The sequence below is a fragment of the Streptomyces sp. NPDC007157 genome (assembly GCF_040634235.1).
Taxonomy (GTDB): domain Bacteria; phylum Actinomycetota; class Actinomycetes; order Streptomycetales; family Streptomycetaceae; genus Streptomyces.
Genome location: NZ_JBEYFE010000006.1, coordinates 165,832 through 180,083 on the forward strand (window position 1 = coordinate 165,832; position 14,252 = coordinate 180,083).

General features: G+C 70.9%; 13 protein-coding genes. 9 read left to right on the forward strand and 4 right to left on the reverse strand.

Translation table 11 applies throughout. The features are described from left to right. Window positions 1-107: 107 nt before the first annotated feature. The 4 genes from ABZ642_RS13225 to ABZ642_RS13240 all read left to right on the forward strand — a co-directional run bounded on the left by ABZ642_RS13225 (window position 108) and on the right by ABZ642_RS13240 (window position 3,836). A complete protein-coding gene (locus ABZ642_RS13225) occupies window positions 108-911 on the forward strand; it encodes an AAC(3) family N-acetyltransferase (RefSeq protein WP_360481796.1) in 804 nt (267 codons plus the stop codon). 46 nt (window positions 912-957) lie between these two features. Continuing rightward, complete coding sequence (locus ABZ642_RS13230) at window positions 958-1,881, forward strand: ABC transporter ATP-binding protein (protein ID WP_360481799.1); 924 nt, start codon at window positions 958-960, stop codon at window positions 1,879-1,881. Then, window positions 1,878-2,648, forward strand: a complete 771-nt coding sequence (locus ABZ642_RS13235) for an ABC transporter permease (RefSeq protein WP_360481802.1) — start codon at window positions 1,878-1,880, stop codon at window positions 2,646-2,648. The genes ABZ642_RS13230 and ABZ642_RS13235 overlap by 4 nt, the downstream gene beginning before the upstream one ends. A 168-nt stretch (window positions 2,649-2,816) precedes the next feature. Continuing rightward, window positions 2,817-3,836: a COX15/CtaA family protein gene (locus ABZ642_RS13240; RefSeq protein ID WP_360481805.1), complete on the forward strand. Its 1,020-nt coding sequence runs from the start codon at window positions 2,817-2,819 to the stop codon at window positions 3,834-3,836. Here ABZ642_RS13240 and ABZ642_RS13245 read toward each other — a convergent pair. The 4 genes from ABZ642_RS13245 to ABZ642_RS13260 all read right to left on the reverse strand — a co-directional run bounded on the left by ABZ642_RS13245 (window position 3,791) and on the right by ABZ642_RS13260 (window position 7,160). Beyond that, entirely contained in the window at window positions 3,791-4,528 is a 738-nt protein-coding gene (locus ABZ642_RS13245; protein ID WP_360481808.1) for a nucleotidyltransferase domain-containing protein, read from the reverse strand. The genes ABZ642_RS13240 and ABZ642_RS13245 overlap by 46 nt on opposite strands. Before the next feature lie 18 nt (window positions 4,529-4,546). Continuing rightward, complete coding sequence (locus ABZ642_RS13250) at window positions 4,547-5,653, reverse strand: amidohydrolase family protein (protein ID WP_360481811.1); 1,107 nt, start codon at window positions 5,651-5,653, stop codon at window positions 4,547-4,549. Window positions 5,654-5,804: 151 nt separating this feature from the next. After that, entirely contained in the window at window positions 5,805-6,125 is a 321-nt protein-coding gene (locus tag ABZ642_RS13255; protein WP_360481814.1) for a hypothetical protein, read from the reverse strand. An 81-nt stretch (window positions 6,126-6,206) separates the two neighbouring features. Then, on the reverse strand, window positions 6,207-7,160 hold the full coding sequence (locus ABZ642_RS13260) for a heme o synthase (RefSeq protein WP_360482469.1): 954 nt from the start codon (window positions 7,158-7,160) through the stop codon (window positions 6,207-6,209). Between the two features lie 379 nt (window positions 7,161-7,539). On the opposite strand from ABZ642_RS13260, the gene tkt reads away from it, so the two are divergent. From tkt to pgl, 5 genes are read left to right on the forward strand one after another with little or no spacing between them, the layout of a single operon-like run. Beyond that, window positions 7,540-9,627 (forward strand): transketolase, encoded by a 2,088-nt coding sequence (tkt, locus tag ABZ642_RS13265; RefSeq protein WP_360481817.1) that lies wholly within the window; start codon window positions 7,540-7,542, stop codon window positions 9,625-9,627. A 33-nt stretch (window positions 9,628-9,660) separates the two neighbouring features. Further along, the gene (tal, locus tag ABZ642_RS13270) at window positions 9,661-10,779 is read left to right on the forward strand and encodes a transaldolase (RefSeq protein ID WP_360481820.1); all 1,119 of its coding nucleotides are present in this window, start codon (window positions 9,661-9,663) and stop codon (window positions 10,777-10,779) included. 1 nt (window position 10,780) lies between these two features. After that, a complete protein-coding gene (gene zwf / locus ABZ642_RS13275; protein WP_360481823.1) occupies window positions 10,781-12,304 on the forward strand; it encodes a glucose-6-phosphate dehydrogenase in 1,524 nt (507 codons plus the stop codon). Continuing rightward, a complete protein-coding gene (opcA, locus tag ABZ642_RS13280; protein WP_360481826.1) occupies window positions 12,301-13,404 on the forward strand; it encodes a glucose-6-phosphate dehydrogenase assembly protein OpcA in 1,104 nt (367 codons plus the stop codon). The genes zwf and opcA overlap by 4 nt, the downstream gene beginning before the upstream one ends. Beyond that, window positions 13,401-14,183 (forward strand): 6-phosphogluconolactonase, encoded by a 783-nt coding sequence (gene pgl / locus ABZ642_RS13285; RefSeq protein ID WP_360481829.1) that lies wholly within the window; start codon window positions 13,401-13,403, stop codon window positions 14,181-14,183. The genes opcA and pgl overlap by 4 nt, the downstream gene beginning before the upstream one ends. Window positions 14,184-14,252: the final 69 nt, after the last annotated feature.

The following is a 14,252-nucleotide window of genomic DNA, read 5'->3' on the forward strand; positions in this document are numbered from 1 at the left end:
GCGTCACTTAGGCATACCTAATCTGACCTGCGCAAACGATCTTTGATCGATCATCCCGCACGCAATCCGGTGGCGGTCGGCGGCCCCGTCCGGAACACTCCACAACCATGCCCACACCCCCTCCGACCGGCCCTCTTGTCACTCGGGACACCCTCGCGAAGCAGCTTCGGCTGCTCGGTGTCAAGAGCGGTGAAACCCTCCTCGCGCACACCTCGCTCAGTTCCCTCGGCTGGGTCAACGGCGGAGCCGTGGCGGTCGTGGAAAGTCTTCTCGACGCGCTTGGTCCGGACGGCACCCTGGTGGTCCCCACCCAGACCGGCGACCTCTCGGACCCGGCGGTGTGGCGCGATCCTCCGGTACCGGAGGAGTGGTGGGCGGACATCCGGGCGACCATGCCGCCGTACGACCCCCGGATCACCCCCGCGCGCGGCGTCGGCGTACTCCCGGAGACCGTGCGGACCTGGCCGGGCGCCCTGCGCAGCGCGCATCCGCAGACCTCCTTCGCGGCCGTCGGCCCCCGGGCGGCCGAGATCGTCGACGGCCACGCCCTCGACTGCCGGCTCGGCGAGCGGAGCCCGCTGGCCCGCCTGGAGAAGCTGGACGCGCGCGTGCTGATGCTCGGCACCGGCTATGCCACCTGCACCGGCTTCCACCTCGCCGAATACCGCATACCGTCGCCCCGCGTCCCGGTCGGCCGGCCGGCCCCGGGCGGCGGCTGGGAGGTGGTGACCGAGGTGTCGATCACCTCCGACCGCTTCGACGAACTGGGCTACGACTTCGAACGCGACCGGCCCGTCGTCGTGCGCGGACCGGTCGGCGCGGCCGAGGCCCGGCTCTTTCCCGTGCGTGAGGCGGTGGCCTACGCCGAGCGATGGCTGGCCGTACATCGACCCCGTGAGGAGGAGATCTAGCACCCGGCCGTCCGGGTGACGGCAGCCGTACCTAGACTCTGTCTCCATGCGAAGTGAGCCCGTGGTCCAGGTGCGGGACCTGGTGAAGCGGTACGGCACGAAATCCGCCGTGGACGGCCTCGACCTGGTGGCCCGCCCGGGTGTGACCGCCGTACTCGGCCCCAACGGAGCGGGCAAGACGACGACGATCGAGATCTGCGAGGGTTACCGCAGGCCGGACTCCGGCTCGGTACGCGTCCTGGGCCTCGATCCCGTGCGTCAGTCCGCCGAGCTGCGCCCCAGAGTGGGCGTGATGCTCCAGTCCGGCGGGGTCTACTCGGGTGCCCGCGCGGACGAGATGCTGCGCCACGTGGCGAAGCTGCACGCGCAACCGCTGGACGTGGACACGCTGATCGAGCGGCTGGGCCTGGGCGGCTGCGGCCGAACGTCCTACCGCCGGCTCTCCGGCGGCCAGCAGCAGCGGCTGGCGCTGGCCATGGCCGTCGTGGGCCGTCCGGAACTGGTCTTCCTCGACGAGCCGACCGCCGGGCTCGACCCGCAGGCCCGCCGAGCCACCTGGGACCTGGTGCGGGACCTGCGCACCGACGGCGTTTCGGTCATCCTCACCACCCACTTCATGGACGAGGCCGAGCAGCTCGCCGACGACGTCGCCGTCATCGACGCCGGCCGGGTGATCGCCCAGGGCTCCCCCGAGGAACTGTGCAAGGGCGGCGCCGAGAACACCCTGCGGTTCACCGGCCGCCCCGGCCTCGACGTCGGCTCGCTGCTCAAGGCGCTCCCGGCCGACTCCGCGGCCGCCGAGCTGACGCCGGGTTCCTACCGGGTCATGGGCAAGGTCAATCCACAGCTGCTGGCGACGGTGACCTCGTGGTGCGCCCAGCACGGGGTGATGCCCGACCGCATCTCGGTCGAACGCCACACGCTGGAGGACGTCTTCCTGGAGCTGACCGGCAAGGAGCTGCGCTCATGACCACCGCGACGGGCACCTACACCCCGAAGCCGGGTGCCGCCCCGCTGCCCCGCATGATCGCGGCGCAGGCGGCCCTGGAGACCAGGATGCTGCTGCGCAACGGTGAGCAGCTGCTGCTGACGGTCGTGATCCCGACGCTGCTGCTGGTCCTGTTCAGCTCGGTGGACGTCGTGGACACGGGCACCGGAAGGTCGGTCGACTTCCTGGCCCCGGGCATCCTCGCCCTCGCCGTCATGTCCACGGCCTTCACGGGCCAGGCGATCGCGACCGGCTTCGAGCGCCGGTACGGCGTCCTGAAGCGGCTCGCCTCCTCCCCGCTGCCCCGCTGGGGCCTGATGACGGCGAAGACGGCCTCGGTCCTGGTCACCGAGATCCTCCAGGTGATCCTCCTGACGGCGATCGCCCTGGCCCTCGGCTGGTCTCCGCACGGCAACCCCCTGGCCGTCCTGCTCCTGCTGGTCCTCGGCACGGCCGCGTTCTCCGGCCTCGGCCTGCTGATGGCGGGCACCCTCAAGGCGGAGGCGACCCTGGCCGCCGCCAACCTGGTGTTCCTGCTGCTGCTCGTGGGCGGCGGGGTCATCGTGCCGCTGGACAGGTTCGGCGGCGCCCAGGACGTGCTCGGGCTGCTCCCCATCTCCGCCCTGTCGGACGGCCTGCGCGACGTCCTGCGCGACGGCGCCGGAATGCCGTGGGGCGACCTGGGGATCCTGGCGGTGTGGGCGGTGCTGGGGCTCGGAGCGGCGGGTCGGTTCTTCCGCTGGGAATGACGTGCGAATGACGCGGTCCGGTCCTGCGCGGCCCAACGGGTGCGGGCCGCCGGGCCCAGCTGTGCGGCCGCGCCCGGCGGATCAAGGAGATGCTCGGCAGCGCGTCGAAGCCGGCGGTCGCGCCCGGCGGGGTACCCACGTGAATTCATGCACAAGCGGCGCCCTACGATGGTGGGCGTGCCAAAGCTGACCCCCGCCGATGCCGTAGCGGCCGTGCGCAACCCGCTCGCCTTCATCGCCGACCGCTGGACCCCGGATCCCCGGACCGTCCGGCGCGCGGCCCTCGCCGCACTCGTGATGTCGGTGGTCATCGTGGTCACCGGAGGTGCGGTCCGGCTCACCGGCTCCGGCCTCGGCTGCCCGACCTGGCCCGAGTGCACCGCCGGCTCGCTGACCCCGACGACCGCGCTGAGCTACCACAGCGCCATCGAGTTCACGAACCGCATGCTGACCTACGTGCTGTGCGCTGCGGTCGGCTGGGCGATCATCGCCGCCCGTTCCGAGAAGCCGTACCGGCGCAGCCTGACCCGGCTGGGCTGGGCGCAGTTCTGGCTCGTGATGAGCAACGCGATCCTCGGCGGTGTCGTGGTGCTGGTCGGCCTCAACCCGTACACCGTCGCCGCGCACTTCCTGCTGGCGACGGCCCTGATCACGGTCGCCGCCGTGATGTGGCAGCGCACCCGCGAGGGCGACGGTGAGCCGCGGCTCCTGGTCGGCAAGGCCGTGCAGCAGCTGGTGTGGGCCCTGGTGGTGGTGTCGCTGCTGCTCATCGCCGCGGGCACGGTGGTGACCGGCGCGGGTCCGCACCCGGGTGACTCCGGCGAGGTGGAACGCATCGACGTCAGCTGGTCGGGCGTCGCCGAGCTGCACGCGGTGTTCGCCTGGATCGTGGTGTCCCTGACCTTCGCGCTGTGGTTCTTCCTCAAGGGCGTGAGCGCCCCCCAGGGCCCGCGCGACCGCGTCCGCGACCTGTTCCTGATCCTGCTCGGCCAGGGCGTGATCGGATACGTCCAGTACTTCACGCACCTGCCCACGGTCCTGGTGGGCCTCCACATGTTCGGCTCCTGCCTGGTGTGGATCGGCGTGTTGCGTGTCCTGCTCTCCCTGCGGGAACGCGCCGAGGTGACGGCCGACGTGCCCGCTCAGTCGTACGACGCGGTGAGCGCCTCGATCGCCGGGCCCAAGTAGTCCCGGGTCAGCCGGGCCCGGCGCGCCGTCCACTCCTCGGTGGGCGGGGCGGGGTCGTCGTATCGGCGGCTGCGGATGTCCTCGACGACCTCGACGGGCGCCCCGAGGCCGGGCAGCAGTTCCAGCGCCTCGCGTTTGGAGATCAGGCGGCCTTCGCGCGCGGTGACCGTGGCCCGGGCGAACGTGGTCATCCCGACGTCGACCCAAACGTCCCGCGTCCACAGCGGGGCCTTGCCGACTGCGGGCCGCCAGTAGTCCCGCAGTTCGCGGACGACGAAGTCGCCGAGTTCCCGGTCCGTCACCGGCGGCAGCAGCCCGGCGGGCGCCCTCCCGTGCAGCACCCGCCCGAAGGCGTGCAGCTCACGCCGGGTCACCGGACTGACCGGCCGTTTGAAGAGCTGCTCGTACGCCCAGGTCAGATGGCGCCGGGCGGGATCGGCCGCGGTCGACGGGGTCAGATAGGTGCAGTGCAGGACGGTGGCGAGCGGCAGCGCGCGCAGCCGGGCGTGCGCCACGCCGACCTTCCATACGACGGCCGGGGTCACCGGCCCCGGCAGCACCGCGATCAGGTCCAGGTCGCTGCGGCCCTCCTGGTAGTCACCGGCGGCGAGCGAGCCGTGCGCCCAGACGGCGACCGGGGCCAGCGCCGACAGTTCACCGACGAATCGGGTCAGTAACGTCTCGGTGTCCATGCGCCCAGTCTGTACAGGTCACCCCAGCCCGTACACGCGTTTCGCGTTCCCCGCCGCGATCAGCCCGGCCACGCGCTGCGCGTCGCCCAGCGACCAGGCGTCCTCGGCGACCCAGCCGCCGAGGACCCGGGCGAGGGACTCACGGAAGAGGCGGGCGCCGACGACATGCAGTTCGGGCAGGCCGTGGGCGCCGCTGGAGAAGAGGACCTTGCCGAAGGGGGCCAGTTCCAGGATCTCGGCGAGGATCGTCGCGGCCCGGGCGCCGGTACGCACCAGGGCCGCGCCGGAGTCGGCGTACACGTGCGAGAAGACGCCGGCCAGGTGGGCGGCGTGGCGGTGGTACGGGTAGCCGTGCAGCAGGACCAGGTCGGTGCCCAGGCCCGCGGTGGCCCGCACGAAGTCGGTCAGCAGGACCGGGTCGGTACGGTCGATCCGGGCGCCGGGCTCGCCGAGGCCCGCGTGCAGCTGGAGCGGGAGACCGGAGGCCACGGCGATCCACAGCAGGTGCCGCAGGAGCACCGGGTCGGTCAGCTCGCCGCCGACCCGGCGGGCGGCCAGCCAGCGGCCCGCGGCGCCTCTCACCTCGCCGGGTCCGGGCGGCTCGGGGGCCAGGGCGAGGCCGTGCCGCAGTCCGGCGACGGAGGTGAAGGCGACCGCGTTCGCCGCCGCGCCGTGCACCGACTCGGCGAGGTTGGCGAGGAAGGACTCGACGGTGCCGGAGGTGTCGGCGACCTGTTCGGCCAGGAGCTCCAGGCGGACGATCTCCCGCGCCTCGGCGGCCCCGGTGGAGGCCATCTCGGCGGTGCCGGTGAGGTCGCCGGGGAGGCCGGTGTCGACGAGGTAGGTGGTGATGCCGCTGCCGCGCAGCAGCCGGCGGCCCGCCTCCAGGACGCCGAGTTCACGGCGCCGGGCCAGGTAGCGGGCGGGCGGGCAGTGGGGTTCCAGGCCGAGGAGCGGGGGGCACCAGCGCCTTACCGCGAACCCGGTCTGGGTGTCGAAGAGGGTGGTACCGGCGGCCGGGGGGCCTTCGGTACGGGCGAGCTGGGCCTCGAAGGTGCCCAGGCCGAGCTCCGTACGCAGCACTCCATGGCAGTACTGGTCCACCAGGGACGGCGTTTCGATCATCCGGGCTCCCCCGTGGACGGCTGCATACCGTCTTAACGGGTGAACCGGGATGGAGGTCGCGGTGCGCGGGCGTTCTTCGGCCGCGGGCCGGTGGGGGTTGTTCGCGCAGTTCCCCGCGCCCCTTACGGGGCGCTCATACGGGGGCGTCGAATCAGCCGCCGATCTGAATGCCGGCCATCCGCTTCCACTCGTACGGGCCCGTACGGACCTTCGCCGCGAACTCGCCGTCGAAGGACTCGTGGACGGTGATGCCCGCCTTCTCCACCGCCTGCTGGGCGATCTCGGTGCTCGGGGCCACCAGGTCACCCCAGCCGCCGTCCTCACCCACGAGGACGATCCGCGCGCCGCGTTCGCCGATGTGGGCCACCTGGCCCTCGGCGCCGCCGTGCGCCTTGGCGAAGGTGCCGATCTGCTTGGCGAGGCGCGCGACCTTGCGCTCGGCCTTCTGGTCAACCTGCTGCGTGTCTGCCATGAGCAGGATGCTACTCACGAGTAGATCGACTGGCGAGGGCAGGGCGGTGTGACGTGGGCCCGCACGGACCCCGGTGCGGGGTCAGCGCAGGAAGGGGTCCACGGCCACCGCCACGAACAGCAGCGACACATAGGTGATGGACCAGTGGAACAGGCGCATCTCCTTGAGCTTCGCGCCCGACACCTCGGCCTTCGCGCGGTTCTGGAGCGCGTGCGCCTCCCAGAGCCACCAGCCGCCCGCCACCAGCGCGACCACCGTGTAGAACCAGCCCGTGTAACCGAGCGGCGTCAGCAGCAGCGAGACCACGACCATCACCCAGCTGTAGATGACGATCTGCTTGGCGACCACCTTGTTGGAGGCGACCACCGGCAGCATCGGCACGCCCACGCGCGCGTAGTCGTCCTTCACCTTCATGGACAGCGGCCAGTAGTGCGGCGGCGTCCAGAAGAACATGACGAGGAAGAGGATGATCGGCGCCCACGACATGGAGTCCGTGACGGCCGACCAGCCGATCAGCACCGGCAGACAGCCCGCGATACCGCCCCACACGATGTTCTGCGAGGTACGGCGCTTGAGGATCATCGTGTAGACGACGACGTAGAAGAGGAGCGCTCCGAGTGACAGCCAGGCGCTCAGCCAATTGACGGTGAAACCGAACAACAGGGTGGAGACGACCGCCAGGGTGATACCGAAGGCGAGGCACTCGCGCGGACTGACCATGCCGGTCACCAAGGGCCGCTGTGAGGTGCGGTCCATCAGCGCGTCGATGTCCCGGTCGATGTACATGTTGAGCGCGTTGGCGCCGCCCGCGGAGAGATAACCGCCGACGCAGGTGAGCAGGACCAGCGTCATATCGGGCACGCCCTGCTGCGCCAGGAACATCACCGGAACGGTGGTAATGAGCAGCAGCTCGATGATCCGCGGCTTGGTCAGCGCCACGAAAGCTTTGACACGGGCCCCGAACGGCCGGTGACTCGGGCTCTCGCTCGCACCGAGTACCCCCGCTGGACGGGATTCGACGGCCGTCACGCACACCCCTGACAGAGACATCCCAGCAAGCCTCCCCCTGTGAAGTCCCGGTAAAGGCTCGCGCGTACCACGCCACTTTAGACGTTGCCCATACCCCGGCCTTCGCGGGGGTGGGGTCGTGTTGGCGGACGTCTCCGGAGAGTGGCCCGGTGGCTCGATTGAGCAGTCAGATGAGCGGCTCCGTATTCATGTGCCGAATGCCTTCCCGGCCAGTCGGGAGGCGGATCCCCGCAAGGCCCGGCAGTCTGGAAACACTCGAAAAAACGCACGTCCTTACGGGGGTAGGCTCGACAGCGGCCGGTGGGCACCCAGTGCACCGGCAGCCGGCGCGGGCATGTGCCCGTGGACCGGTAACCGAACATGTGGAGAGGAGCCCTGACCCAGGGTGAGCACCAAGCCGACCACCACAGACCTCGACTGGACCGAGTTGGACCAGCGGGCCGTCGACACCGCCCGCGTCCTGGCCGCCGACGCCGTACAGAAGGTCGGCAACGGCCATCCGGGTACGGCGATGAGCCTGGCGCCGGCCGCGTACACCCTCTTCCAGAAGGTGATGCGGCACGACCCGTCCGACCCCGACTGGGTGGGCCGTGACCGTTTCGTGCTGTCCGCCGGTCACTCGTCGCTGACCCTCTACACGCAGCTCTACCTGGCCGGCTTCGGCCTGGAGCTGGAAGACCTGGAGTCCTTCCGGACCTGGGGCTCGAAGACCCCGGGCCACCCGGAGTACGGCCACACCAAGGGCGTGGAGACCACCACGGGACCGCTCGGCCAGGGTGTCGCCAACGCCGTCGGCATGGCCATGGCCGCCCGCTACGAGCGCGGCCTGTTCGACCCGGACGCGCCGCAGGGCGAGTCCCCCTTCGACCACTTCGTCTACTGCATCGCCGGTGACGGCTGCCTCCAGGAGGGCATCTCCGCCGAGGCGTCCTCGATGGCCGGCCACCAGAAGCTCGGCAACCTGGTCCTGCTGTGGGACGACAACCACATCTCGATCGAGGGCGACACCGAGACGGCCGTCTCCGAGGACACCGTCAAGCGCTTCGAGGCGTACGGCTGGCACGTCCAGCGCATCGCCCCGAAGCCGGACGGCGACCTGGACCCGCACGCCATCTACAACGCGATCGAGGCCGCGAAGAAGGTGACGGACAAGCCGTCCTTCATCGCGATGCGCTCGATCATCGCCTGGCCCGCACCGCACGCGCAGAACACCGAGGCCGCCCACGGCTCGGCGCTCGGCGAGGACGAGGTCGCGGCCACCAAGCGGGTCCTCGGCTTCGACCCGGAGAAGAGCTTCGACGTCGCCGAGGAGGTCATCGCCCACACCCGCCAGGCGGGCGAGCGCGGTGCCGCGGCGAAGGCCGAGTGGGAGAAGTCGTTCCAGCTGTGGCGTGACGGCAACGCCGAGCGGGCCGCCGAGTTCGACCGCATCGCCGCCGGCGAGCTGCCCAAGGGCTGGGAGGAGAAGATCCCGGTCTTCGAGCCCGGCAAGGGCGTCGCGACCCGCGCGGCCTCCGGCAAGGTGCTCCAGGCGCTCGGTGCCGTGATCCCGGAGCTGTGGGGCGGTTCCGCCGACCTCGCCGGGTCGAACAACACGACCATCGACAAGGACAGCTCGTTCCTGCCGGCGGACAACCCGCTGCCGGGTGCCAACCCCTACGGCCGCACCATCCACTTCGGTATCCGCGAGCACTCCATGGCCGCGGAGATGAACGGCATCACCCTGCACGGCAACACCCGTGTCTACGGCGGTACGTTCCTCGTCTTCTCCGACTACATGCGCAACTCCGTGCGGCTGTCGGCACTGATGCACCTGCCGGTGACGTACGTGTGGACCCACGATTCCATCGGTCTCGGCGAGGACGGCCCGACGCACCAGCCGGTCGAGCACCTCGCCTCGCTGCGCGCCATCCCCGGTCTGAACGTGGTCCGCCCCGCGGACGCCAACGAGACCGCGATCGCCTGGCGCGAGATCCTCAGGCGCTACACCAAGGTCTTCGGCAAGGGCGCTCCGCACGGCCTGGCGCTGACCCGCCAGGGCGTGCCGGTGTACGAGTCCAACGAGGACACGGTCAAGGGCGGTTACGTCCTCTTCGAGGCGTCGAACGGCACCCCCGAGGTCATCCTCATCGCCACCGGCTCCGAGGTGCACGTCGCCGTCGAGGCGCGCGAGCAGCTGGAGGCCGACGGCGTGCCCACCCGGGTCGTCTCCATGCCCTGCGTGGAGTGGTTCGAGGAGCAGGACCAGGGGTACCGGGACAGCGTGCTGCCGCCGTCCGTCAGGGCGCGGGTGTCGGTCGAGGCGGGTATCGGCCTCACGTGGCACAAGTACGTCGGGGACGCCGGCCGCATCGTTTCCCTGGAGCACTTCGGTGCTTCCGCCGACGGCAAGGTGCTCTTCCGCGAGTTCGGCTTCACTGCCGAGAACGTGGCCGACAAGGCCCGGGAATCCATCGCCGCCGCCCAGCGCTGACGCTCACATACGACACGTAGGAGATGTAATTCCATGACAGACGCACTCAAGCGCCTCTCCGAGGAGGGCGTCGCGATCTGGCTGGACGACCTGTCGCGCAAGCGGATCACGTCCGGCAACCTCGCCGAGCTGATCGACCAGCAGCACGTCGTGGGCGTCACCACCAACCCGACGATCTTCCAGAAGGCGATCTCGTCCGGTGACGGCTACCAGCAGCAGGTCTCGGACCTCGCCGCCCGCAAGGTGACCGTCGAAGAGGCCATCCGCATGATCACCACGGCGGACGTCCGCGACGCCGCCGACATCCTGCGCCCGGTGTACGACGCGACCGGCGGCCAGGACGGCCGCGTGTCGATCGAGGTCGACCCGCGCCTGGCGCACAACACCAAGGCGACCGTCGCCGAGGCCAAGCAGCTGGCCTGGCTGGTGGACCGCCCCAACACGCTCATCAAGATCCCGGCCACCAAGGCGGGTCTGCCGGCGATCACCGAGGTCATCGGCCGCGGCATCAGCGTCAACGTCACGCTGATCTTCTCGCTGGAGCGCTACCGCGAGGTCATGGACGCCTACCTCTCCGGCCTGGAGAAGGCCAAGGAGCGCGGCCTGGACCTCTCGCTCATCCGTTCGGTGGCGTCGTTCTTCGTGTCCCGTGTGGACACCGAGATCGACAAGCGCCTGAACGACCTGGGCACCGACGAGGCCAAGGCGCTGCGCGGCAAGGCCGCCGTCGCCAACGCCCGGCTCGCCTACCAGGCGTACGAGGAGGTCTTCTCGACCTCCCGCTGGACCGCGCTGGAGAGCGCGGGCGCCAACAAGCAGCGCCCGCTGTGGGCGTCGACCGGTGTGAAGGACCCGTCGTACAAGGACACCCTGTACGTCGACGACCTGGTCGCGCCGAACACCGTGAACACCATGCCGGAGGCCACCCTCCTCGCGGTCGAGGACCACGGCGGCATCACCGGCGACACGATCACCGGCACCTACGAGCAGGCCCGCGCCGACCTCGACGCCGTCGAGCGGCTGGGCATCTCGTACGACGACGTGGTCCAGGTTCTGGAGGACGAGGGCGTCGAGAAGTTCGAGGCCTCCTGGAACGACCTGCTCAAGTCGACCCAGGCAGAGCTGGAGCGCCTGGCCCCCTCGGAGGGCTAAATTGTCGAGCAGCAACCCGCTGCGTGACCCCGCAGACCGACGGCTCCCGCGTATCGCGGGACCGTCCGGTCTGGTCATCTTCGGCGTCACGGGCGACCTCTCCCGCAAGAAGCTCATGCCCGCGGTCTACGACCTCGCCAACCGGGGTCTGCTGCCGCCGGGCTTCTCCCTGGTCGGCTTCGCCCGCCGCGAGTGGGCCAACGAGGACTTCGCCGCCGAGGTCCACGACGCCGTCAAGGAACACGCCCGCACCCCGTTCCGCGAGGAGGTCTGGCAGCAGCTCATCCAGGGGATGCGCTTCGTCCCGGGCACCTTCGACGACGACGACGCCTTCGAGCGGCTCCGCTCCACCATCGAGGAGCTGGACAAGGCACAGGGCACGGGCGGCAACTTCGCCTTCTACCTGTCCGTCCCGCCGCGCTCCTTCCCGGTCGTCATCCAGCAGCTGAAGAAGCACGGGCTGGCGGACCAGAGCGGCGGCTCCTGGCGGCGCGCGGTCATCGAGAAGCCCTTCGGCCACGACCTGAAGTCGGCCGAGGCGCTGAACAAGGTCGTGCACGAGGTGTTCGAACCGGACCAGGTGTTCCGGATCGACCACTACCTCGGCAAGGAGACCGTCCAGAACATCCTGGCGCTGCGTTTCGCCAACACCATGTTCGAGCCGATCTGGAACCGGTCCTTCGTGGACCACGTCCAGATCACCATGGCCGAGGACATCGGCATCGGCGGCCGCGCCGGCTACTACGACGGCATCGGCGCGGCCCGTGACGTCATCCAGAACCACCTGCTCCAGCTGATGGCCCTCACCGCGATGGAGGAGCCCGCCTCCTTCGACGCGGACGCGCTGGCCGCCGAGAAGGAGAAGGTGCTCGGCGCCGTACGGCTGCCGGACGACCTGGGCAAGCACACCGTGCGCGGCCAGTACGCGGCCGGCTGGCAGGGCGGCGAGAAGGTCACCGGCTACCTCCAAGAGGACGGCATCGACGGCAAGTCGAAGACCGACACCTACGCCGCGATCAAGGTGGAGGTCGACAACCGCCGCTGGGCGGGCGTCCCCTTCTACCTGCGCACCGGCAAGCGGCTCGGCCGCCGGGTGACGGAGATCGCCGTCGTCTTCCAGCGGGCCCCGCACTCCCCCTTCGACCACACGGCGACGGAGGAGCTGGGCCAGAACGCGATCGTCATCCGCGTCCAGCCCGACGAGGGCATCACGGTCCGCTTCGGCTCCAAGGTGCCGGGCACCTCGATGGAGATCCGGGACGTGTCGATGGACTTCGCCTACGGCGAGTCGTTCACCGAGTCCTCGCCGGAGGCGTACGAGCGGCTGATCCTGGACGTGCTGCTCGGCGACGCCAACCTCTTCCCGCGCACCGAGGAGGTCGAGCTGTCCTGGAAGATCCTCGACCCGATCGAGGACTACTGGGACCAGCACGGCAGGCCCGCCCAGTACCCGTCGGGCACCTGGGGTCCCGCCGAGGCCGACGAGATGCTCGCACGAGACGGACGGAGCTGGCGCCGGCCATGAAGATAGACCTCACGGACACCACGGCCGGCAAGGTCAACAAGGCGCTGGTACAGGGCCGCCGGGCCATCGGCACGCCCGCCGTGGGCATGGTGCTCACCCTCGTCATCGTCACCGACGAGGAGAACGCGTACGACGCCCTGAAGGCCGCCGGCGACGCCTCGCACGAGCACCCCTCGCGCACGCTGGTCGTCATCAAGCGTGTCTCCCGCACCCCCCGCGACCGTACGGCGTCCCGCCTGGACGCCGAGGTCCGGGTGGGCGCGGACGCGGGCTCCGGCGAGACGGTGCTGCTGCGGCTGTACGGCGAGGTCGCCGACCACGCCGACTCGGTCGTGCTGCCGCTGCTGCTGCCGGACGCGCCGGTCGTCGTCTGGTGGCCGGTCAACGCCCCGCTCGACCCGGCGAAGGACCCGCTGGGTGCCCTCGCCCAGCGCCGGGTCACCGACACCTACTCCTCCGAGCAGCCGGTACGGGAGCTGTCCGCCCGCGCGGACGCCTACACCCCCGGCGACACGGACCTGTCCTGGACCCGGATCACGCCCTGGCGCTCGATGCTGGCGGCGGCCCTGGACCAGGTGGTCTGCGAGGTCAAGGCCGTCGAGGTGGAGGGCGAGGAGTTCAACCCGAGCTGTGAGCTGCTGGCGATGTGGCTCGCGGACCGGCTGGACGTCCCCGTCAAGCGCTCCCTCTCGTCGGGCCCCGGCCTGACGGCGGTCCGTCTCGACACCAGCCAGGGGGCGATCGCGCTCGACCGCGCGGACGGCTCCCTCGCCACCCTGTCCATCGACGGCCAGCCGGACCGGGCGGTGGCGCTGAAGCGGCGGGATACGGCCGAGCTGATCGCGGAGGAACTGCGGCGGCTCGACCCGGACGACACCTACGCGTCGGCGCTGCGGTTCGGTGTGGAGCGGCTGAACGTGTCGGCCTCACCGGCCGCGGAACCGGTACCGGAGGCTCCGGCCGCCCAGGCCGCTTCGGGCGCCCAGGCTCCCGAGCCGTCGGCCAAAGGAGAACCGGCCGTCGAAGCCGCTGCCCCGGAAGCTGCCGCGCCCGAAGCGGCGGCGAAGGAACCGCTGAAGAAGAGGGTGAAGGCACCATGAGCACCCCCCAGCTGGTCGTGCACCACGACAAGGAGCTGATGGCGCAGGCCGCCGCGGCCCGCCTGATCACGAAGATCGTGGACGCCCAGGCCTCCCGGGGCGAGGCGTCCGTGGTCCTCACGGGCGGCCGCAACGGCAACGGCCTGCTCGCGGCCCTCGCGGCGGCTCCGGCGCGGGACGCCATCGACTGGGGCCGGCTCGACCTGTGGTGGGGCGACGAACGCTTCCTGCCCGAGGGCGACCCGGAGCGCAATGACACCCAGGCCCGCGAGGCCCTGCTCGACCAGGTGCCGGTGGACCCGAAGCGCGTGCACGCCATGCCCGCGTCGGACGGCCCCTGGGGCACGGACGTGGAGGCGGCCGCCGAGTCCTACGCCGCGGAACTGGCCCGCGCGGCCGGTCCCGAGAACCATGGCTCGGTGCCCACCTTCGACGTCCTGATGCTGGGCGTCGGCCCGGACACCCACGTGGCCTCGCTCTTCCCGGAGCTGCCCGCGGTCCGGGAGACGGAACGCACGGTGGTGGGCGTGCACGGCTCCCCGAAGCCGCCGCCGACCCGGGTCTCCCTCACCCTCCCAGCCATCCGCTCGGCCCGCGAGGTCTGGCTGCTGGCGGCGGGCGAGGACAAGGCCGAGGCCGTCGCCATCGCCCTCTCGGGCGCGGGCGAGATCCAGGCCCCGGCGGCGGGCGCCCGGGGCCGCCAGCGCACCCTCTGGCTCCTGGACGCGGCGGCAGCGGCCCAACTACCCCGCTCGCTGTACCCACCGGCTTCGCCGTGACGAAGCCCTGAGGGAACCCGTGAAGAACCCGTACGGCCACCGGGCCGTACGGGTTCTTCCATGACCGGG